23 protein-coding genes are annotated in these 20,918 nt (G+C 59.5%); 11 read left to right on the top strand and 12 right to left on the bottom strand.

Features of this window, described 5'->3' with window-relative positions:
* Window positions 1-79 precede the first annotated feature (79 nt).
* Window positions 80-283 carry a hypothetical protein gene (locus AB3Y40_RS05620; RefSeq protein WP_369437811.1) on the bottom strand — a complete coding sequence of 68 codons (204 nt, stop codon included), beginning with the start codon at window positions 281-283 and terminating at the stop codon, window positions 80-82.
* 149 nt (window positions 284-432) lie between these two features.
* Here AB3Y40_RS05620 and AB3Y40_RS05615 point away from each other — a divergent pair, with 149 nt between their 5' ends.
* Window positions 433-630, top strand: coding sequence for a hypothetical protein (locus AB3Y40_RS05615; RefSeq protein WP_369437810.1), 198 nt, complete (start codon window positions 433-435; stop codon window positions 628-630).
* Here the strand turns inward: AB3Y40_RS05615 and AB3Y40_RS05610 are convergent.
* Window positions 627-1,871, bottom strand: coding sequence for a sarcosine oxidase subunit beta family protein (locus tag AB3Y40_RS05610; RefSeq protein WP_369437809.1), 1,245 nt, complete (start codon window positions 1,869-1,871; stop codon window positions 627-629). The genes AB3Y40_RS05615 and AB3Y40_RS05610 overlap by 4 nt on opposite strands.
* 193 nt (window positions 1,872-2,064) lie before the next feature.
* Here AB3Y40_RS05610 and ccmI point away from each other — a divergent pair, with 193 nt between their 5' ends.
* The 3 genes from ccmI to AB3Y40_RS05595 are packed head-to-tail and all read left to right on the top strand — an operon-like array spanning window position 2,065 to window position 3,955.
* A complete protein-coding gene (gene ccmI / locus AB3Y40_RS05605) occupies window positions 2,065-3,258 on the top strand; it encodes a c-type cytochrome biogenesis protein CcmI (protein ID WP_369437808.1) in 1,194 nt (397 codons plus the stop codon).
* A complete protein-coding gene (ruvX, locus tag AB3Y40_RS05600; RefSeq protein WP_369437807.1) occupies window positions 3,255-3,731 on the top strand; it encodes a Holliday junction resolvase RuvX in 477 nt (158 codons plus the stop codon). Before ccmI ends, ruvX begins: the two co-directional genes overlap by 4 nt.
* Entirely contained in the window at window positions 3,728-3,955 is a 228-nt protein-coding gene (locus AB3Y40_RS05595) for a DUF1289 domain-containing protein (protein WP_369437806.1), read from the top strand. Before ruvX ends, AB3Y40_RS05595 begins: the two co-directional genes overlap by 4 nt.
* Here the strand turns inward: AB3Y40_RS05595 and AB3Y40_RS05590 are convergent.
* The 3 genes from AB3Y40_RS05590 to AB3Y40_RS05580 are packed head-to-tail and all read right to left on the bottom strand — an operon-like array spanning window position 3,952 to window position 6,977.
* Entirely contained in the window at window positions 3,952-5,025 is a 1,074-nt protein-coding gene (locus tag AB3Y40_RS05590) for an ABC transporter ATP-binding protein (RefSeq protein ID WP_369437805.1), read from the bottom strand. The genes AB3Y40_RS05595 and AB3Y40_RS05590 overlap by 4 nt on opposite strands.
* A 54-nt stretch (window positions 5,026-5,079) precedes the next feature.
* Complete coding sequence (locus tag AB3Y40_RS05585) at window positions 5,080-6,198, bottom strand: hypothetical protein (RefSeq protein ID WP_369437804.1); 1,119 nt, start codon at window positions 6,196-6,198, stop codon at window positions 5,080-5,082.
* Window positions 6,199-6,200: 2 nt separating this feature from the next.
* On the bottom strand, window positions 6,201-6,977 hold the full coding sequence (locus AB3Y40_RS05580) for an SDR family oxidoreductase (protein ID WP_369437803.1): 777 nt from the start codon (window positions 6,975-6,977) through the stop codon (window positions 6,201-6,203).
* A gap of 130 nt (window positions 6,978-7,107) precedes the next feature.
* On the opposite strand from AB3Y40_RS05580, the gene AB3Y40_RS05575 reads away from it, so the two are divergent.
* Entirely contained in the window at window positions 7,108-8,097 is a 990-nt protein-coding gene (locus AB3Y40_RS05575; RefSeq protein WP_369437802.1) for a Hint domain-containing protein, read from the top strand.
* On the opposite strand, the gene AB3Y40_RS05570 is transcribed toward AB3Y40_RS05575, so the two are convergent.
* The 3 genes from AB3Y40_RS05570 to AB3Y40_RS05560 form a co-directional block, all read right to left on the bottom strand.
* Window positions 8,094-8,666 (bottom strand): hypothetical protein, encoded by a 573-nt coding sequence (locus AB3Y40_RS05570; RefSeq protein ID WP_369437801.1) that lies wholly within the window; start codon window positions 8,664-8,666, stop codon window positions 8,094-8,096. The genes AB3Y40_RS05575 and AB3Y40_RS05570 overlap by 4 nt on opposite strands.
* Window positions 8,667-8,749: 83 nt before the next feature.
* Window positions 8,750-9,343 (bottom strand): HupA family protein, encoded by a 594-nt coding sequence (locus tag AB3Y40_RS05565; RefSeq protein ID WP_369437800.1) that lies wholly within the window; start codon window positions 9,341-9,343, stop codon window positions 8,750-8,752.
* Between the two features lie 133 nt (window positions 9,344-9,476).
* Window positions 9,477-10,076 (bottom strand): hypothetical protein, encoded by a 600-nt coding sequence (locus AB3Y40_RS05560; protein ID WP_369437799.1) that lies wholly within the window; start codon window positions 10,074-10,076, stop codon window positions 9,477-9,479.
* A 262-nt stretch (window positions 10,077-10,338) separates the two neighbouring features.
* On the opposite strand from AB3Y40_RS05560, the gene AB3Y40_RS05555 reads away from it, so the two are divergent.
* The 6 genes from AB3Y40_RS05555 (at window position 10,339) to AB3Y40_RS05530 (ending at window position 16,208) form a co-directional block, all read left to right on the top strand.
* A complete protein-coding gene (locus AB3Y40_RS05555) occupies window positions 10,339-11,946 on the top strand; it encodes a peptide chain release factor 3 (RefSeq protein WP_369437798.1) in 1,608 nt (535 codons plus the stop codon).
* An 84-nt stretch (window positions 11,947-12,030) separates the two neighbouring features.
* Complete coding sequence (locus AB3Y40_RS05550) at window positions 12,031-12,795, top strand: VPLPA-CTERM sorting domain-containing protein (protein ID WP_369437797.1); 765 nt, start codon at window positions 12,031-12,033, stop codon at window positions 12,793-12,795.
* Window positions 12,796-12,894: 99 nt separating this feature from the next.
* A complete protein-coding gene (locus tag AB3Y40_RS05545) occupies window positions 12,895-13,371 on the top strand; it encodes a hypothetical protein (protein WP_369437796.1) in 477 nt (158 codons plus the stop codon).
* A gap of 9 nt (window positions 13,372-13,380) precedes the next feature.
* Window positions 13,381-13,995 (top strand): hypothetical protein, encoded by a 615-nt coding sequence (locus tag AB3Y40_RS05540; protein ID WP_369437795.1) that lies wholly within the window; start codon window positions 13,381-13,383, stop codon window positions 13,993-13,995.
* A 136-nt stretch (window positions 13,996-14,131) separates the two neighbouring features.
* Complete coding sequence (locus AB3Y40_RS05535; RefSeq protein ID WP_369437794.1) at window positions 14,132-15,598, top strand: DEAD/DEAH box helicase; 1,467 nt, start codon at window positions 14,132-14,134, stop codon at window positions 15,596-15,598.
* Window positions 15,579-16,208 (top strand): hypothetical protein, encoded by a 630-nt coding sequence (locus AB3Y40_RS05530; RefSeq protein ID WP_369437793.1) that lies wholly within the window; start codon window positions 15,579-15,581, stop codon window positions 16,206-16,208. The genes AB3Y40_RS05535 and AB3Y40_RS05530 overlap by 20 nt, the downstream gene beginning before the upstream one ends.
* Before the next feature lie 37 nt (window positions 16,209-16,245).
* Here the strand turns inward: AB3Y40_RS05530 and AB3Y40_RS05525 are convergent, their stop codons facing one another.
* From AB3Y40_RS05525 to nuoN, 4 genes are read right to left on the bottom strand one after another with little or no spacing between them, the layout of a single operon-like run.
* Entirely contained in the window at window positions 16,246-17,925 is a 1,680-nt protein-coding gene (locus AB3Y40_RS05525; protein ID WP_369437792.1) for a ribonuclease J, read from the bottom strand.
* Window positions 17,922-18,698, bottom strand: a complete 777-nt coding sequence (locus tag AB3Y40_RS05520; protein WP_369437791.1) for a type III pantothenate kinase — start codon at window positions 18,696-18,698, stop codon at window positions 17,922-17,924. The genes AB3Y40_RS05525 and AB3Y40_RS05520 overlap by 4 nt, the downstream gene beginning before the upstream one ends.
* A gap of 12 nt (window positions 18,699-18,710) precedes the next feature.
* On the bottom strand, window positions 18,711-19,472 hold the full coding sequence (locus tag AB3Y40_RS05515; protein WP_369437790.1) for a biotin--[acetyl-CoA-carboxylase] ligase: 762 nt from the start codon (window positions 19,470-19,472) through the stop codon (window positions 18,711-18,713).
* Window positions 19,462-20,907: an NADH-quinone oxidoreductase subunit NuoN gene (gene nuoN / locus AB3Y40_RS05510; RefSeq protein WP_369437789.1), complete on the bottom strand. Its 1,446-nt coding sequence runs from the start codon at window positions 20,905-20,907 to the stop codon at window positions 19,462-19,464. The genes AB3Y40_RS05515 and nuoN overlap by 11 nt, the downstream gene beginning before the upstream one ends.
* Window positions 20,908-20,918 lie beyond the last annotated feature (11 nt).

Below are 20,918 nucleotides of genomic sequence, written 5' to 3'. Positions count from 1 at the left end.
CCCCACGCCACGCCATGCGGACACACCAAAGGCGGACGCATCTCTGCGCCCGCCTAAGGTGTGTGAGTGGTGGTGGGGGTTATTCGGTAACGGCAGGTGCCGCGGCGTCGGGTTCAACCGCGATGGCCGCACCGGGGTCTTCAGACAGTGTTGCGGGGTCAAGTGTCGTTGTACTGCCGCCGCCCGCGAAGAGGGCGTAAAGCAACACAAGAACAACCACGCCTGCGGCAAGGTACAATCCGATGCCGCTGCCGCCTGTCTTTCCAGTTGTGTAGTCAACCATGAGTATGCCTCCTTTTCAGGTGACACCATCATGGGGGAGGCCGACGGGGATTCCAGATCGGCAAGAATCCCCGGACGTTTTGGGCTGTGCTTGGCCGGAATGGCCTTGTCAGAGTGGCAATTCGCCGCCGCATGCCCCATATCAAGGTCATGGAGATCGTATATCTGATCATCGGCGGCATGGTCCTTGCCGCTGTTGTCGTCATGTTGATCGAACGCAAGCGCGGCCGCGCATTTCGCGCAGACCTGGACCGTACCGGTCAGGGCAACAGCCACGCCGACCGGGAGTTGACCCGTATCGACAGCGAGATCAGCGACCGCACGATGGGACATCGCGATCCGCATTAGTGCGCCACCCCGGCGGCCACGCTTTCGTCGATAAACTTGCCTTCGCGAAACCGGAACATGTTGAATTCTTCGGTCAGCGGCGATTGGCCCTTTGCCATCAGCTCTGCCATCGCCCAGCCAGACCCCGGAATGGCCTTGAACCCACCGGTGCCCCAGCCGCAGTTCACAAAGATGCCCTCAACAGGTGTCTTGGACAGAATGGGAGAACGATCGCCGGTCACGTCAACGATCCCGCCCCACTGGCGCAGCATCTTGAGGTTGGCGATCATCGGAAAAGTCTCGACCAATGCGCGTACGGTTTCTTCGATGTGATGAAAGCTGCCGCGCTGGGTATAGGCGTTGTGCCCGTCTGTACCGCCGCCGATCACCATTTCTCCTTTGTCGGACTGCGACATGTAGCCATGCACGGTGTTGGCCATCACCACAATGTCCATGCAAGGCTTGATCGGCTCTGACACCAGCGCCTGCAATGGCACCGATTCGATGGGCAGTTGGAACCCGGCCTTTGCGGCCAGCACAGAGGCGTGACCGGCCACAACCATGCCCAGTTTGTCGCAGGCGATGTCACCTTTGGTGGTGTTCACGCCGGTGACTTTCCCACCAGATGTCATCACGCCGGTGACTTCGCATTTCTGGATGATGTCCATGCCCATGTCGGAACAGGCCCGGGCATAGCCCCAGGCCACCGCATCATGGCGTGCCGTGCCGCCACGGGCCTGCCACAGACCGCCCAGAACCGGATAGCGCGGTCCGTCGATGTTCATGATCGGGCAGATTTCCTTGACCCGTTTGGGGTCGATCCACTCTGTCGTGACCCCTTGCAGGCTGTTGGCATGTGCTGTGCGCTTGTAGCCGCGCACCTCGTGTTCGGTCTGGGCCAGCATCAGCACGCCGCGGGGGCTGAACATGACGTTATAGTTCAGATCCTGGCTCATCGTTTCATATAAGCTGCGGGCTTTTTCGTAGATCGCAGCAGAGGGGTCTTGCAGATAGTTGGAACGGATGATCGTCGTATTTCGCCCGGTGTTGCCACCGCCCAACCAGCCCTTTTCGATCACGGCGACATTGGTGATGCCAAAATTCTTGCCAAGGTAATACGCCGTCGCCAGTCCGTGCCCACCTGCGCCCACAATGATCACATCGTATTTTTTCTTGGGCTCTGGCGAACGCCATGCGCGTTCCCAGCCGGTGTGCTGGCGAAACGCCTCGCGGGCAATGGCAAAGGCCGAATAGCGCTTCATGTGCGATTCCTCTGGTGGACAGACCGGACGTTAGCGACTTACTGGCCTGTCTTTGCGTTGCGAAGGATACTGCCAGCGGCAAGCAGCAGTGGATTTGCGACATGGTGTCTCGTCACAGGCAATTTGCAAGGGCCAAGCGCTTTCCACGCCGCGATGAAGCCCCTAAGTAAGGGGCTCAATCGTAGGGGAAGCCATGTTGTTTTGGATCATCGCCGGTGTTCTTGCCGCTGTCGTTCTTGCGACGTTGGTCAAACCCTTGCTGCGCGACGCGGCAGCACCGGAAGGGGCCGGGTCGGATGTGGCGATCTACACCGCGCAACTGGCCGAGATTGAGCGTGATCTGGCCCGCGATGTGCTGGACCCGACAGAGGCAGAGCGCGCCCGCACCGAAGTGGCGCGCCGCTTGCTGGCCGCCAACGCAGCACCGCGCGTAGCCGGTGTTTTGCGCAGCAGCCCGGTGACGGCGGTTTTGACAGCGATCGTGGTCATGGCGGTTTCTGCGCTGACCTATTGGCAGTTGGGTTCACCAGCGGTGCCCGATCAGCCGCTGGCGCAACGGCTTGCGGCCTCTGACGCGATGCGCGCCAACCGCCCGGATCAGGCCGCATTGGAGGCAGCCGCGCCAACGCCACCGCCGGTCGACGCGCCCGCCACCTACCTCGACAGCGTAGACGCCTTGCGCGACGCGATGGCAACGCGGCCCGACGATCTGCAAGGGTGGGAGCTGCTGGCCTATCACGAGGCAGAGCTGCGCAATTACAGTGCTGCGGCCAAGGCACAAGAGCGGGTTGTGACGCTGAAAGGGGATGCCGCTAGCGACGAGGACCTGCGGCGGCAGCTTGACCTGATGACGCTGGCCACCGATGGCTTTGTGTCGCCGCAAGCCGAAGGATTGATCCGTCAATTGCTAGACCGGAACCCGCAGAATGTCGCCGCACGCTATCATCTTGGCGCGCTTTACGATCAGACCGACCGGGGCGATATTGCGTTTCGCCTGTGGCGTCCGCTGGTCGAGGATGAACCGGACGGCTACCACGTCTCGCTTGCCCGATTGCAGATCGAAGGTGCGGCAGCGCGCGCCGGGATCGACTACACCGCACCGGCAATGCGCGGCCCATCTGCGGCTGATATCGCAAATGCCGAGAATTTGGCGCCAGAGGATCGGGCTGCGATGATCGGCAATATGGTCGCCGGGCTGTCTGACCGCTTGGCGACAGAGGGCGGGACCGCGGCCGACTGGGCGCGTCTGATCACTGCGCACGGCGTTTTGGGCGACGCCGAACAGGCTGGGCGGATTTGGGCCGAAGCGCGTCAGGTTTTTGCCGCCGACGATGCCGCAATTGCCATGCTGGCAGAGGCGGCCAGGAATGCAGGACTGACCGAATGATCATGGATGACCCCGCTGCCTTTGCAGCCGCCCTGCCCGCTTTTGGCCCGGTGGCGGGTCTGGACCTTGGGACCGTCACGCTGGGCGTGGCGGTGTCGGACCGGATGCGCGGCGTCGCCACGCCGGTTGAGACAATCAAGCGCAAGAAATTTGGCGTCGATGCTGCCGCCCTGCTGGCGCTTTGCGAAAAGCGAGAGGTCACCGGCCTTGTCCTTGGTTTGCCAATGAACATGGATGGCAGCGAGGGGCCGCGCTGTCAGGCAACCCGCGCCTTTGCCCGCAATTTGAACAAACTGACGCCGCTGCCGATCACGTTCTGGGATGAACGCCTGTCCACCGTTGCCGCCGAACGCGCCATGCTCGAGGCGGATATGTCCCGAAAGCGTCGCGGAGAGTTGATCGACCACGTGGCCGCTGCCTATATCCTGCAAGGGTTGCTGGACCGGCTGGCACATTTGGGAACCACATCATGACCGATGAGATTTGGAAACGCGCCGAGGTCGAAAGCCCCTGCATCAAGATCTGCGTGATCCAGCCGGAAACGCGGCTTTGCACAGGCTGCATGCGAACGATTGACGAAATCGGGGCGTGGTCGCGCATGACGCCAGAAGAACGCCGGTCTGTCATGACAGAGCTGGAAGGGCGTCGCGGGAAACTGACGCGCAGGCGTGGCGGGCGGGCGGCGAGGCTCGCCTAAGCCGCGCGCGGAAAAACGAAACAGCGGTCGCGGCGGATCATCAGCCACAGGGCCGTGCCCCTTTGAGGCAGAAACACCGACGGCACGAGCGCGCGCAGCACAGAGCCGTCATAGTCCATCTTAAATTCGACAAGGCTTTCCTTGCCCATATAGCGCGCGCGCAGCACAACACCGCGCGCCGGCGTGCCTTCGACAGGGGTCGGGCTTGGGCCGCGCCCCGCGCGGTCAAAGTCGATTTTCAGGTGCTGTGGGCGAATGCAAATATCAACTTCGGTTCCGTCAGGCACGCCCGGAGCCAGAAATTGACCAAACGGCGTTTCCGTCAAAGCACCTTGAACTTTACCGTGGATCACGTTGATATCGCTAAAGAAAGACGCAGCCAACAGATCAACGGGGGCGTTGTAGATGTTATAGGGCGCGCCGCGCTGCACGATGCGTCCATTGCGCATCAACGCGATTTCATCGGCCATACGCATCGCCTCTGCCGGTTCATGGGTCACCAGCAAAACGGCTGTGCCTTCTTCTTTCAGCACGTCCAGCGTTTCATCGCGGATATCATCGCGCAACCGGTCGTCGAGGCCCGAAAAGGGTTCGTCCATCAACATGATGCCCGGCTTCGGGGCCAGCGCACGGGCCAGAGCAACCCGCTGTTGTTCGCCCCCGGACAGCTCATGCGGGAAGCGGTCAATGTGCCGTGACATGCCGACCTTGGCCAACAGGTCTTTGATCCGCGCGGCCCTCTCTGATTTGGGCAGGCCAAAGCCGACGTTCTGCGCAACGGTCAGGTGCGGGAACAGGGCAAAGTCCTGAAACATCAGGCCTATGCCCCGAGCCTCGGGCGGAATGCGGTGTACGGTGTCGCAGATCAGTTCGCCATCGACGTGGATCGTGCCGCTGTCCTGCATTTCGACCCCGGCAATCATTCGCAGGGTCGTGGATTTGCCGCAGCCTGACGGTCCCAACAGACAAGTCACCTGCCCCGGCATCACTGTCAGGTCGATGTCATCGACAATCCGCCGCCCGTTAAAGGCTTTGGTCAACTGCGTGATCTGCAGCCTCGGCGTTTTCATCAGCGCAAACTCTTGAGCAATTCAGTCAGGAAAGCACCTAACAACGATCCCCCATCAGGACAAGGCAAAGTCAGCAGCCGCAACTTGCCGTCCATTGACCTGCAGATGCACCCGGTGCGCGCCCGGATAATGGGTGAAAGTCGTGGCACCTTTCTTGAAAAGATGCTTCTTCTTCAACACGACTGGCTCGCCCGCCTTGGCCTGCAACACCTTCATTTTGAAGACTTTTGGCGCGCTTGATCCATTGGCTTTCACAAAATCGATCACATAATCCACAATCAATGGCGCATCAGTCTTGGTGGTCAGCGTCACAGACACCTCTGCTGCGTCGCCAATTGCCAGCGCGGCTGGAGCCATCGTCACCTCGGCATTGGTCAGGGCCACGTCAGGCGTATAGCCCAATTGCGCCATTGCACCGGGATGCCCCGCTTTGACCAATCCACGCAGGGCATGGCGCGTCATCCAATCAAGCTCTTTCGGGGTCTGGTGATCCAACTTTGCCCACTGCGCCAAGCGTTCCAAGGCAAGCTCTGGTTGCTTTTTGGTGATGTCATTGAGGTGGTTCGCGACTGAGCGGGTGACAAAACGCGTTCTGTCGCCGTGTAGGGTGTCCAGAAGCGGCAGCGTCTGGTCGGCGCCAATCCCGATGCTTTGCCCCCATGGCAGCTTGGGCCGTGTGCCTTCGCTGACCAGCCGGCGCACATGATAGCTGTCGTGGCGCACCCAATCCTGCATCCGCGCCAAGGTTGGATCCGGCCACCGGTTCAGGAAAGCACGGATCGAATACTCCATCGAAAACCGCTGCGTCAACTCTGCCAAGAGGTCCAGCGCAGTTGAAAGATGGCCCTCAATCCCATGATTTTCAACATAAACGCCCAAAGGCGCAAAGATGAAATGACCAAAGTCATCGTCCGTCAGCGTTGGATCCAACTGCGGGGGCAGCGCGCTTTGGATTGCGGTGGCTGCTGCGGGAAAGTCAGCTGGCAGAAAATCTGTCAGCACATCCGCGATCATGTTGATGCGCGCCTTCAGCTCGAGCGGGGGCATTTGCGCCATGACCGCCGCCTCGAATGGGGCGGCCTTGAACACGCCCGCCGCTTCGAACCCCTGGGCCAATCGTGCGACCGTGGTTGCGTTGAACAGATCGTCCTTCAGACTGAAACCCTGCGCCATTGTCAGAGCGTTGTGTTGGTGGCGCCACCGTCCAGCAGAATGTTCTGCCCCACGATGTATCCGGCGTGCTGCGAACACAGAAACGCGCAGGTCGCGCCAAACTCTTCCGGTGTGCCGTAGCGACCTGCGGGGATGGTGGCGGTGCGCTGTGCCGTGGCCTCGTCCATGCTGATGCCCTGCGCCTTGCTGACAGTACGATCAAGGCTGATGGCGCGGTCGGTGGCGTGTATGCCGGGCAGCAGGTTGTTGATGATCACACCCCGCTGAGCCACTTGCCGTGAGGTGCCAGCCACATAACCGGTCAGCCCGGCGCGCGCAGAATTGGACAGGCCAAGCTGAGGAACCGGGGACTTGACCGAGACAGAGGTAATATTGACCACCCGGCCCCAGCCTGCATCCATCATCGCTGGTATCAACGCCTTGATCAGCGCAATCGGGGCCAACATATTTGCATCAAGCGCGGCGATGAAATCATCGCGGTCCCAGTCGGACCACAGGCCCGGCGGTGGGCCACCTGCGTTGTTAACCAGGATATCAACGCCCTGTGAGGCCTCAATCAGTGCCGCGCGACCTGCATCGGTGCTGACGTCAGCCGCCACGGTGGTCACGTTGACGCCAAAACCGCGCAGCTCTGCAGCGGTCGCTTCAAGCGCCTCTGCCCCGCGGGCGTTCAGCACAAGATCAACACCTGCCTCGGCCAAGGCTGTCGCACAGCCCTTGCCCAACCCCTTGGAGCCTGCGCAGACCAATGCGCGCTTTCCTTTGATCCCCAGATCCATGATGCTTCCTTTCGTTATGTTGTCTTAGACCTAACACGCCGGGACCGGGATGACAGGGGGTGTGCGGCGTTGACCTGCGCGGCACATGACCGTAGTTTGCGCCCACTCACACTCCATTGGTTTTCAGCATATGACATCTACCGAAACCTCGCGCAGTCTGCAGGCTGTTCCGGTCCTGAATGCAGCTGATTTCAGCGTGACCGACGGGGTGGCACTGGGGGATGGTATGTCCTTTGCGGACGAGTTGGTGATGGACGATGTCTATCAACTGCAAAGTGGCGCAAACCGCCAGCGCCTGACGCTGGCGTTGTCAGATGAGCAATTGTTCTTTGAGATCGACGACAGCAGCGAAGTTGGCAAACCCGGCAATGCAGTGGTGCTGGACTGCTGCCTGACACTGATGGCCCGTGACGGCAGCACGTTCGAGGCGCTGGTGATGGTCGAGATCGAGCAGGACGGGGTCGAGGCGGTCTATCTTTTGCCGCTGGCAACACTGGCCCCGAAAACCGACTATCGGCTTGTGGGTGTTGACCGCGAAGCGGCCGCAACCCGGTTTGCCGAAGTCGCCTGTGTATCGTTCACGCGTGGCACGCATATCACGATGGCCTCTGGCCAGCAGGTCCCGATTGAAGACCTGTCTGTCGGAGACAAGGTGCTGACGCGCGACGACGGCCCGCAGCAGATTCGCTGGATTGGGCAGACCACTCTGCGCGCAGTGGGTGAATTCGCGCCCGTGGTGATCAAGGCCGATGCGCTGCACAACATCAACGATCTGGTCGTCAGCCCGGACCACCGCCTTTTTGTCTATCAGCGGCAGGATCGGCTGGGCGCTGGCCGCAGCGAAGTGCTGGTCAAGGTGCGGCATCTGATCAATGACGATACGGTCTATCAGCAAGATGGCGGGTTTGTGGACTACTTCCAGCTGCTTTTTGACAACCATCAGATCATCTATGCCGAAGGGATTGCTGCGGAATCGCTGCTGGTCGATCCGCGCACCCGCGCCGCCTTGCCCGGTCATAGCACCCATAGCCATCGGCATCATCTGGACTATGAGGTCAACAGCAGCTTGTTGTCGACGCCTGACGCCGTGGCCCTGCTGCGTAAAGCATCCAGCAGCTAAGGTGTGGCGGCAAAGAAAGTGCCGTCAAAAATGTCCTGACCGGCAGGGCCTGTGACGTCGCCAAACAGCAAGCCGCTGACGCCTTCCTGATCGCGGCCTCTGAATTCTCCTGCGATTTCAGCATCAATCACAAAGGCCGAGACACCTTGTTTCAGCGTGCCATTCACGTCGCCGGTGAAGGTGAAGTTCTGGCTGGTGTTGGTATTGCGAAACAGATCGCCCTGCCGGATGATCAGCACCCCGGTAAGCTGGTCGTTTCCAGCCGCAAAATTGCGCGCGGTGCCGGTGACTTGATCGCGCGAGGCGGCGAAATCGACATTCATCGTCAGATCACCCAGATATTCCGTGCGCGCACCCCCTGCCCCTGTCGGGAGGCCAGCCGTCATGAAACCTTGATATGTTGTGCTGCCGGTCGTCGGCAGCGTCGCCGGGTTGGTGATATTGGTGGCAGACAGAGTTTCTTCCAGGTCTGCGGCTTGCGCGCTGCGGCTGAGCGTGCCGCTGTTGCTGCCGCCTGTGCTACAGCCCGCAAGTGCCAGCACGGTCAGCACATAAGTTGTAAATCGCATCCTGACCCCAGTTCTGATGATCCGGGGTCAGGGTTTCACAATGCTGGTTAATGGCCGGTTAACCGGCCTTCGCCATCGCTGTCTTAACGTTCAAGCACCAGACCGCCGAAAAAGGACCCGCGCGTGCCATCCACCGTAAGGTCACCGCCAATCAGGCCGCCGATCACCTCATAATTCGGATTGCCAAAACCAAGGACGGACCCACCGTCCACGACGATCCGCTCTCCGGCGGGGCCCGTCAGGCGACCGGTCACATCCGTTTCCATCACAACTTCGCCTGGAAACAATGAGTTGCCGCCACTCCGATCAATGGTCCCATTCGTCATATTCAAACGCCCCGGGTAGCGCTGGTTTGCATCATTCACGATGTTGGTGATCGAACCGGACAGGGTATTTGAACCAAAGCCGACACGCATATTGGCGAGCCCGGCCAAGGCAGTCACCTCACCACCAACGTCAGCTTCTGCTGCCATGATGCCGCTATAGTTTGCTGAACCGGAGGTCGGCACATTACGAATGGGTGTCGACGACACATTCTCAAATCGGGTGATTAAGGGATCTGCGCGATTGCCAATCTGTTGAAAGCTAAGCGCCCCGCTGCCCGTCGATCCGCCACCGCATGCGGCAAGGCCCGCCAACGCTGTCGCCGCGACTGCCAACTTTACCATTCTGATCATCAACTTCACCCTTCCAAGAATCGCTATCCATTTTCCTGGCAACCATGTCGGAAATCCGACGATGGACCAGAGGATGTGTCTGCCGACGAATGCAACGTTGCCAAATAGTTACAGGAAGGATCACGTCACCGCTTTAACGCTCCAATTGCGTCCGCAGGTCCAGATCGCCGCGCACCCCATCAACGTAGATATCACCAGTGATATCGCCGCCGATGAATTGGACATCATTCCCTTTGAACCCACTGTTACGCAGACGCGCATCGACGGTGATGAATTCGCCTGCGGCACTGCGCAGATTACCGTCAACATCGGCAAATATGGCGACCTGCTGGCTGTTGCTTTGGCGGTTCAGGACCCCGTTGTTTAAGCTCAGCGTGCCGTCAATTGGATCCCCGGCACGGGTCACGAAATTCCCCAAAAGACCGCCCACCCGGTCGCGGGAAAAGTCGACGTCCATCGCCATCACACCGGCGACATCCGTCACGTTCCCTTGCACAGCCACCGTGCCACCAACGGCCCCTTGATACGTCGCGCCACCGCTGATCGGGACCTGCGCCTTGGGTGTGATGCCAACAGCATTGTAGCCTCGGTTCACGTCGTCGGCGATGTCGGCAATCTCAGCAAAGCTGAGAGCGGCGCTTGGCACCGGATTGGTGGTGGTCACAGGTGTGCCGGTGCCACCGCAGGCGCAAAGCCCCAGCAGGGCCAGCGCGGAAAGTTTCGTATTGATCATGGTGATCCCCTCTGATGCAGATATCTCTGCCAAGAGTTAAGGACCTCGACCGTGCCGCTAAGCAATAATGCCACCGCGCTATCCGATAGCAGGGCGGCATTTGGCCGGATGCTGCGTGGCCGCTGCGCGGGTTCTGGCCGCGCAACATAGGTTTCAGCTGCAATCGCCCGGTTTGAAGCTCATCAACAGATGTGAACCACATCAGGAAATCGCCCTGACCCCGCTGATTGCCCTTTGCAGCCCGCCGCGATAGAGGGTGGCCATGACAAATCGCCCTGACCTTCCTGCCGAAATCGCCCGCCGCCGCACCTTTGCAATTATCTCGCATCCGGATGCGGGCAAGACCACACTGACCGAGAAATTCTTGCTGTATGGTGGCGCAATTCAGATGGCCGGACAGGTCCGTGCCAAAGGCGAAGCGCGCCGCACGCGGTCGGACTTTATGCAGATGGAAAAAGACCGCGGCATCTCTGTCAGCGCGTCGGCAATGTCATTTGATTTTGCCAATGCGGACAACAATTTTCGCTTTAATTTGGTCGACACGCCCGGCCACTCTGACTTTTCCGAAGACACCTATCGCACGCTGACGGCCGTGGATGCTGCTGTGATGGTGATCGACGGGGCCAAAGGGGTCGAGAGCCAAACGCAAAAACTGTTTGAAGTCTGCCGCTTACGCGACCTTCCTATTCTGACGTTTTGTAACAAGATGGACCGCGAGAGCCGCGATACGTTCGAAATTATCGACGAGATTCAGGAGAATCTGGCGATTGATGTTACCCCCGCAGCCTGGCCTATCGGTGTTGGGCGCGATTTCATGGGCACCTATGACATCCTGCGCGACCGATTGGAATTGATGGACCGCGCCGACCGCAACAAGGTCGCGGAAAGCATTGAAATCAAAGGACTTGATGATCCCAAATTGGCCGAACATATCCCGGCCCGTCTGCTGGACAAGTTCCTTGAAGAGATCGAGATGGCAAAAGAGCTGCTGCCCCCACTAGACCAAGAAAGCGTATTGAACGGGTCGATGACGCCGATCTGGTTTGGTTCTGCGATCAATTCCTTTGGCGTGAAAGAGCTGATGGACGGCATCGGCACCTATGGCCCCGAACCACAGGTGCAAAAGGCTGAACCCCGGTCAATCGCGCCCGAGGAAAAGAACGTCGCGGGTTTCGTGTTCAAGGTGCAGGCGAATATGGACCCCAAGCATCGCGACCGCGTGGCCTTTGTTCGGCTCGCCTCTGGTCACTTTCAGCGCGGCATGAAGCTGACGCATGTGCGCAGCAAAAAGGTGATGGCCGTCGCTAACCCGGTCATGTTCCTCGCCGCTGATCGCGAATTGGCCGAAGAAGGCTGGGCGGGTGACATCATCGGTATCCCGAACCACGGGCAACTGCGCATTGGTGATACGCTGACCGAGGGCGAAGCGATCCGGGTGACTGGCATCCCCTCTTTCGCTCCGGAGTTGCTGCAGGCGTGTCGCGCTGGTGATCCAATGAAGGCAAAGCACCTTGAAAAGGCCCTGATGCAATTCGCCGAGGAAGGGGCCGCCAAGGTGTTTAAGCCGACGTTCGGGTCGGGCTTTATCGTAGGTGTCGTCGGTGCCTTGCAATTCGAAGTGCTCGCCAGCCGGATTGAGATGGAATACGGGCTGCCCGTTCGCTTTGAGGGTTCTCAGTTCACATCGGCACGTTGGGTTCATGGTGCCAAAGACGCTGTCGACGCCTTTGCCGCTGCCAACAAACAGCACATTGCCCTTGATAACGACGGCGACACGGTGTTCCTGACCCGTTTGCAATGGGACATCGACCGTGTCGGCCGTGATTATCCGGATGTGACCCTGTCAAACACAAAAGAGATGATGGTCTGACCTACCCCCGGGCCAATTGTGTTGAAAAACAGGCGGAAATCCGCTAAAATCTTGACCAGTGTTTTGTTTACGAGGGTTAAGGTTATGAAATTCAGGGCAATAGTTGCGGCTACGATTCTTGCTGCGACGGCACCGTTCACTGCATCAGCTGCACAATTGACAGACGGGATCTATGCCGCGTCTGACTACAACGGAAACCGAACCGTCTGGGGTTTTGGGATTTCCTCGCAGTTGAGCCATCTTTGGTCGTTCAAGAATGATGCTGCGCTCATCGTTGGCAACGGTGGTACGCAGGCGTCTCTTGTCGGGACGATCAAGAACATCGCGAATTCGGCCATCGAAATGGCGGTGAATATTCAATTGACGCAGACCACCCCATCAGCCGGGTACTGCCAGTTTGTTGGTGGTCCAGACGGCGGATGCGCAAGCCAGGCACATCAGCAGATGATTGCAAATGGCGACATTGATCCGTCGCTTTGGAATTACTTTGATATCGATGGCACATCGACAATCTCTGGCCTCGGCACGTTGGCGGGTCTGAGCTACAGCATTGCCGACATGACCAATAGCAATCACCCTGCGCAGGTCGGGATTGATGCCAATGCCTTGGTCGACAACAACAAGAACGGGATGTCGTTCTGGTTCAACGCCACGAAGACAAGCGATGCGGCCGATCAAACTGTTGCACAGCACTTTGACTTTGTTGGGTTCGATTCTCATGGTGACTTCAACCTGAATCTTGCTGACTTGCCAGACGGCAACCTCAACGACGTGCCCCTTCCCGCAGCCGGCTGGTTGTTGATTGCGGCATTTGGTGGTCTGGCCGCAGCAAAGCGCCGCAAGGCCTAAGAATCGTCGACAGATTGCAAAGGGGGCGCCTTACTTAGGCGCCCTTTTTCGTTGTTGGTCTTTGGGTTTTGTTAACCAATCTGCGAACACTGTGCGGGCATGTGGCGCATACCCCTTCTGTTCCTGCTTCTCGCGGGATGTATCCGCGACCAAGTCTTGGTCACCAGAGATGCATGGACCGGACATCAGACAATCACTGTTCAGGAACGCGAGATTTATCGCGATGATGATGCAATCCTGGTGGCGCGCCCCACGATCATCGTCAAAGACGGGCAAACGGGATATGCGGTACTGACCAATCTGCGGCGGCGCGACGCAAATGGACCGCGGATCGAACGGGTCACCTCTTTAGGGCATGACATGGTCTACGTCCGCCATGACCGACTGCGCACCCATTGCATCGACGGATGTCAGGCAGCAGAGGTCGGCGCTGTTCATCTGTCCGAAGCGACCTTTCGCGCCGCTGCCCGTAGTGGGCTGCCTTTGCGGGTTTGGGGTTTGCGCGGACGTGCCGAAGGCATCGTTCCGGCAGAGGCTTTCGTCCGCGTACTGGCGCAACTGCGTCAGACCCCCTAACCTGCCGGTATGCCTTTGCAAAACCGTGTCCTGCCTGACGGCCAGATCGTCGCCCTGTCCGCACGCGGAACGATGACCGGCAACCGGGGCATCCTCCATAATCCCGATCGCACCCTTGGAACCGCACGCTGGCGGCACAAGGCCTGGATTTGCTGCGTCTTGCACTGGCAAGGCCGCAAACGGCAGGTCATGACCGGACGCAACTGGACTGAGTTGTTCTTTTTGGACGAGGCCGTGGCAATTGCAGCCGGGCACCGCCCTTGTGCCTATTGCAGGCGCGCGGCCTACCTGCGGTATCGCGAGGCTTGGACCGATGCCACAGGGTCCGTCCCGAGTGCACCAGACATGGATGACGCCTTGCATCGAACCCGCGTCGTCCCGCGCCAGCATCGGCAGATCACCCATCGTGCACCGGCGGCCGATCTGCCGAATGGCTGTTTTGCGCTGGTGGCTGATCGCCCGCACCTGATCCGGTCCGACCATATGCGCGCCTACTCACCTGATGGATATGGCCCAAAACGGCCGCGCCCCAGAACCGGTGACATGACAGTTATGACGCCGGCACCGTCGATCGCCGTTCTACGCGCCGGATATTGCCCTGATTTGCACCCTTCGGCCGAATAAGCCCCTGAACCGGCAGGTTTCCTTGACCTTTCTGAAAGAAGGGCGTAGGGGCTTTTTTGTCGAACGCTTGGACAATCCGGTCCAGCGGGCCGCGCAATCTTGCGGCCAATAAAGCCGCAAGACTTGAAAGGGCTACATGACAAAATTCTCTGATCTGAACCTCGACAAAAAGGTTCTGAAAGCCATCGACGAAACGGGCTATGACACGCCGACCCCGATTCAGGGCGGTGCCATTCCACCCGCTCTCGAAGGCAAAGACGTGTTGGGCATCGCACAGACCGGCACCGGAAAGACGGCGGCCTTTACCCTGCCGATGATCACATTGTTGGGCCGGGGCCGCGCCCGCGCACGGATGCCGCGCAGCCTTGTGCTGGCCCCCACCCGCGAGCTGGCCGCACAAGTTGCTGAAAACTTTGATACATATGCCAAGTACACCAAGCTGACCAAGGCGCTGCTGATCGGTGGCACCTCGTTCAAGGAACAGGACCTGCTGATCGACAAAGGCGTCGATGTGCTGATCGCCACACCGGGCCGACTGCTGGACCATTTTGAACGTGGCAAGCTGATCCTGTCAGACGTCAAGGTCATGGTGGTGGACGAAGCCGACCGGATGCTTGATATGGGTTTTATTCCGGATATCGAAGAGATCTTCAAAAAGACGCCCTTCACCCGCCAGACCCTGTTCTTCTCGGCCACCATGGCGCCCGAGATTGAGCGGATCACCAATACCTTCCTTTCTGCCCCGGTCAAGATTGAGGTCGCCCGCGCGGCAACCACGAACGAGAACATCAAACAGGGCGTTGTGATGTTCAAAGGCTCGCGCCGTGACCGTGCCGACAGCGAAAAGCGCAAGCTGTTGCGTGCGCTGATTGATGCCGAGGGCGAGGCGTGTTCAAACGCGATCATCTTCTGCAACCGCAAGTCGGATGTGGATATCGTTTCGAAATCATTGAAGAAATACGGCTACGATGCCGGTGCGATCCACGGTGATCTGGACCAAAGCGTGCGGACGCGGACACTGGATGGTTTCCGCGAAAATCGCCTGCGTTTTCTTGTGGCCTCTGACGTGGCGGCGCGGGGTCTGGATATTCCGGCCGTGAGCCACGTGTTCAACTTTGATGTGCCCAGCCACGCTGAGGACTACGTGCACCGCATTGGTCGCACGGGCCGCGCTGGCCGCTCTGGCGTTGCGATCATGATCTGCAATCCGCGCGACGAAAAGAACCTTGCTGACGTTGAACGGCTGGTGAACCACGAAATTCCCCGGCTGGACGATCCTATGCCCAGCAAAGGTGGTGCCAAGCCCGAAGAAGATGCCCCTGTGCGTGAAGACAAGCCACGCCGCACCCGCTCGCGCAAGCCGCGTGAAGAGGTTGACGCAGCACCCGTAGCAGAGGCCCCGCAAACGGACGAGCCCAAATCTGCCGAGACTACGGATACGTCCAAGGATAAACCGCAGCGCGAACCGCGCCAGCGCGGTGGCCGTAATCGCGGCGGCAAGAAGGGTGACGGTGGCGGCAAACAGCACGAAAAGATCGTGGGCATGGGCGATGATACCCCAGCCTTCATCGCGCTCAGCTTTGATGAACGGGCCAAAGCATAAGGCGATTGCGGCGGTGCTGGCCATTTGCGCCAGCACACCGGCATTGGCTGACGATTGCACCGTGCGCGTCAACGCGATGGACGTTGTGGTCAACACTGATCTTTATGGCGACGGTGCTACGATCCGCGAGAATATGCTGTCATGGCCGCGTCGCAGCCTGAATGCGTTGACCGGCACCCTGCCCACCTGCACCAGCGATGTCACACTTGATTTCATGGCTGGCATCGAAGGCCTGCCCAATACCGACGGCTATTGTCTGGCAGAGGGTGATGCACAGACCGGCTGGCTTTTGGTGCCAGGGCAGCGCAACTTTCGCGGGCGCTGTGCGGTGTCAACTTGCCAGCAAATCAACGGCGCGGCAGATGACATCGTTGGGCTGACCAATCGCATGGCTCTGATGCTTTATGCCGAACCCGATCCCGACAGCGCGGTTATGGCGCATGCGTCTGGCGTGATGATCATGACGCTGGGCCGCGACGTCTTGCAAGACAAGGCCGAGGAATTGGGATCAGCCGCGCTCGCCGCTGCGGTGACCACCCCCATGGGGCTGTCAGCCACTGCGCTGAGCGTGGTCGCCGTGGGCGGTGGCCTTTGGATGTGCAACGGCTAGGCAGCGGGACCACGATTATTCGACGAATAGTCGGGCGCTAGCTGAGACGGCTGACGATCACGGTGACCTCCGGCTTCTTGCCGATCTCGCCCTGGGCGCTGCGCCGGGTGATCGACTTCAGCTCTTTTTCAAGCTTCACGTCATCACGCAGCGTTTTGGCATTGGCGCGGTTCACAAACTGGCTGAGGTCTTCTTCGATCACCTCGACCAAGGCCGCATTTGACGTCCCCGTCTCGGCCAGACCGGCCAGTTCGACCCACGGATCACCAAGCGGTTCATCGTTTTCGTCAATGATCAGCGTCACCACAATATGGCCGTTCAGCGCCATCTTGATGCGTTCGCGCACGATCCCGTCCATTGCACCGATTTGCACCGAACCATCCAGATAGGTGCGGCCCGTGTCGATGTATTCGGCGACGGTGGGCTGATTGCCTGACAGGTCAACCATCATCCCGTTGACGGCCACGATACCTGACAACCCGTTTGCCGCACCCACCTTGACATGTTCGCGCAAGTGCCGGTGTTCGCCATGCATCGGGATCAGTATCTGTGGTTTCACGATGCGGTGCATCTCTTCCAGATCGGGCCGGTTGGCATGACCAGACACGTGGTATTTGCCACCCGCGTCGTCCACCACATCCACGCCCAGTTCGGAAAACTGGTTCATAATCCGGATCACGCCGCGTTCATTGCCGGGGATCGTCTTGGACGAGAACAGGAAGGTGTCACCTTCCTTCATTTTCAGCCCCAGATAGGACCCATTCGCCAATTGGGCAGAGGCCGCGCGTCGTTCACCCTGCGATCCTGTGACCAGAAGCATCAAGTTTTCGCGCGGAATGCTTTGCGCATCCTCTGGCCCAACCGTCGGTGGAAAGCCGGTCAACAAACCGGTTTCTACCGCCGCTTCGGTCATCCGTCGCATCGCACGGCCCAAAAGGCAAACGGTACGACCCGCCTCGTGGGCTGCCGTGGCCAGTGTCTTCAGTCGTGCAATGTTCGACGCAAAGGTGGTCGCCACCACCATGCCCGGTGCATCGCGCATCAGGCCTTCGACCTCATCCGCGATTGAGGCTTCGGACCGGCCTGCGTGTGGGGAAAAGATATTGGTGCTGTCACAGATCAGCGCCTTGACCCCATCCTTGGAAACATCTGCCCAGAGGTCCCGGTCAAAGGGGTCCCCCACCACCGGCGTGGTGTCGATCTTGAAGTCGCCCGTATGCAGTAACCGCCCTTCTGGACTGTCGATCACAAGGCCCGCGCTTTCGGGGATTGAGTGGCTGATCGGCAGATACCCCACCTTGAACGGGCCGCAATCAATTACCTGCGGCCAGACGTCCACAACGCTGACGACACTGTCAGGATGTCCGTGTTCGGACAGTTTGCGTCGGGCGATATTGGCGGTGAACTTGCGCGCATAGACAGGCGCGCCAAGGTCTTCCCAATAATGTCCGATGGCGCCGACGTGGTCTTCGTGCGCGTGGGTGATGAAGATGCCCTCGATCTGGGCCTTGCGTTCCTTCAACCAAGCAATATCGGGCAGGATCAGATCAACCCCCGGTGTGCCGTCCATATCAGGAAAGGTCACGCCCAGATCGACCACGATCAACCGTTCTTTGCCGGGTTTGCCATAGCCATAAACATAGGCGTTCATGCCAATTTCACCCGCCCCACCAAGGGGCAGATAAATCAGGCGGTCATTGGCTTTCGCAGCACTCATGCGATGTCCTTGTTATAGCGGTGGATGACGGTCAGACCGTGCATCGTCAGATCGTCCTCAAAGGCATCAAACAAGGCCTCGGACTGTTGAAAAAGTGGCGCCAACCCACCGGTCGAGATCACCTTCATCTCGCGCCCGCGTTCGGCTTTGATCCGTGCGCATATCTCGCGCACCAGTCCGATGTAACCCCAAAAGACACCTGACTGCATACAAGCCACTGTGTTGGTGCCAATCACCGACTGCGGCTTGCTGATATCGACATGCGGCAGGGCGGCGGCGGCATTGTGCAGCGCCTCAAGCGACAGGTTCACACCGGGCGCAATGACGCCGCCGATATAGGCTCCGTCATCGTCCACCACATCAAAGGTCGTCGCAGTGCCAAAATCGACCACGATCAAGTTGCCACCGTGGCGGTCAAAGGCACCGGCAGTATTGACCAGACGATCCGGGCCAACGGCAGTGCCTGCATCCACCCGAGGTTCAACCGGCAGCGCGCATTCAGGCTTGCCCACAACAATGGGGCGGCAATTGAAATAGCGGTCGGACAGGACCCGCAGGTTGAAGACCACACGCGGCACGGTGGAACTGACGATCACCTCGTCAATCATGATGCCTTCAAGCTTTTGAAACCGCATCAGCGACGACAGCCAGACATAGTATTGGTCCGCCGTGCGCTGCCACTCGGTACTGGTGCGCCAGGTCGCAATCTCTGTGTCGCCATCCAGGATGGAAAAGACCGTGTTGGTGTTGCCGCAGTCAATCGCCAGAAGCATCCCCTGCCCCCCTTAGAAATGGATATCGGCCGCTGCAATCTTGCGCGGGCCTTTTGCGGTGATCAGCACTAAATTGCCATCCGCATCAATGGTATCGAAAATGCCCTGGATCATCTCTGCGCCTTGCAAAGCGGTGATCGTCTCGCCCAGCTTGGCCGCGTGTTTCAGCCAGTCGGTGCGGATCTTGTCAAAGCCGAAGCGATCCAGCTTGCCCTCTTGCGTGGCGATGTTGCAGGCCAGATAGACAAGAAATTCATCTGCATCGACGGTAGCTCCGCCTTCGCTTGCCAGACTGACGGGCGGGAACTTTGCGTCTGCGACGCCTTCTGGCACCTCTGTCAGGTTCACGCCAATTCCCACCGACAGCCAATCCACAAAGGGACCACGCCCGCTGGTTTCCAGCAGGATGCCCGCGACCTTGCCGCCGTTCAGCAGCACATCGTTGGGCCATTTCGTCGCCAGTTTGCCGCGATCGACATAAAGCGCCAGCGTTTCCAAAAGGGCATTGGCTGCCACAAACGACCGCTGTGCTGCGACCTGCGGCGTGCAAAGCGGATGAAACACCAGCGTTGCGGCAAGATTGCCCGCTGGGTTCTTCCATACCCGGCCGCGCCGCCCGCGTGCGGCGGTCTGCGCGCGCGCGGTGATCCATGTGGGGCCATCAATACCGGGGGCGAGGCGCGCGGCCTCGGCCATTGTGCTGTCCAGCGTATCATAGGCCAGACAGCGATAGCCTTGCGGCCAGTCGTGATGCTTGTCGGGTCTAGTTGACAAGGGTCGCGGCTGCTGCGGCGGCGACAGGCTCAATCCCGAAAAGGTTGATCCCGGGCAGCCAGGCGACGGCGACGATCACGCCACTGACCACGGCGGCCGTCCATAGAACCGGTGTCGGGCGACCGTCGGTACCTTCGCTCTCTGCGCCAAAATAGACGTAGTAGACGATGCGCAGGTAATAGAACGCGCCAATCACCGATGCGATCACGCCCGCCACTGCCAGCCAGCCAAGGCCCGCGTCGTAGGCGGCACGCAGCACGTAGAATTTGCCGAAAAAGCCGAGCATCGGCGGGACGCCCGCAAGGCTGAACATCATCACAAGCATCACGAGCGCCATCAGCGGATCACGTTTGGAGTAGCTTTGCAGCGCCTGAATGTCAGTGACCGGACGACCATCTTTTTCCATGCTCAGGATCAAGGCGAAGGTGCCGATATTCATTGTCACATAAATCGCCATGTAGATCAGCATCGCCTGCACACCCAAAGCCGTGCCAGCCGCGAGCCCCATCAGGGCAAAGCCCATATGCGCGATCGAGGAATAGGCCATCAGGCGCTTGATGTCGCGCTGACCGATGGCAGCGATTGCACCAAGGAACATGGAAACGACCGCAAGGAAGGCCACGATCTGCTGCCAGTCGCCGACGATCCCGCCAAAGGCGTCATGTACCACGCGGGCAAAAAGCGCCATCGCAGCCACCTTGGGCGCCGTCGCGAAAAACGCGGTGACAGGTGTTGGCGAACCTTCGTAAACATCCGGCGTCCACATGTGGAACGGGGCCGCGCTGACCTTGAAGGCAAAGCCCGTGACAAGGAATACAAGGCCAAACAGCAGTCCCAGCGAGGCACCATCTTCGACCGCCGCAATGATCCCGGAGAACAGCGTCGTGCCCGCGTAGCCATAGGTCAGCGATGCGCCATAAAGCAGCAGACCGGACGACAGCGCGCCAAGCACAAAGTACTTCAAGCCCGCCTCGGTCGACTTCACGCTATCGCGGCGCAGCGATGCAACCACGTAAAGCGACAGCGACTGCAGTTCCAGCCCCATGTAAAGCGCCATCAGGTCGCCTGCGCTGACCATCACCATCATGCCAACGACGGCCAGGGCCACCAACAGCGGGTATTCAAACCGCAACAAATCGCGGCGGGCCATATAGCCCTCGCTCATCAGCAAGACAATCGCGGCAGAGATCAGGATGACGATCTTTGCAAAGCGCGCAAAGGCATCCTCGACGAACATGCCGCCAAAGGCCGTTGTGGTCCCTTCGCCGTTGATGCCGATCCAGACCGCCATCAACACAAAGACGCCTGCGGTGACCCATGTCAGCAGCGCCGCGGCCCCATCCTTGATCGTGTAAACAGCCGCCATCAGCGCCGCCATCGCATAAAGCGACAGCACGATTTCCGGCAGAACAGTTTGGATATCAGCAGAGATCATAGCCCGGCGTC

Origin of the sequence: Yoonia sp. R2331, assembly GCF_041103235.1 — a bacterium.
Classification (GTDB): Bacteria; Pseudomonadota; Alphaproteobacteria; order Rhodobacterales; family Rhodobacteraceae; genus CANMYO01.
This window is presented reverse-complemented; position numbering and strand designations above follow the sequence as displayed.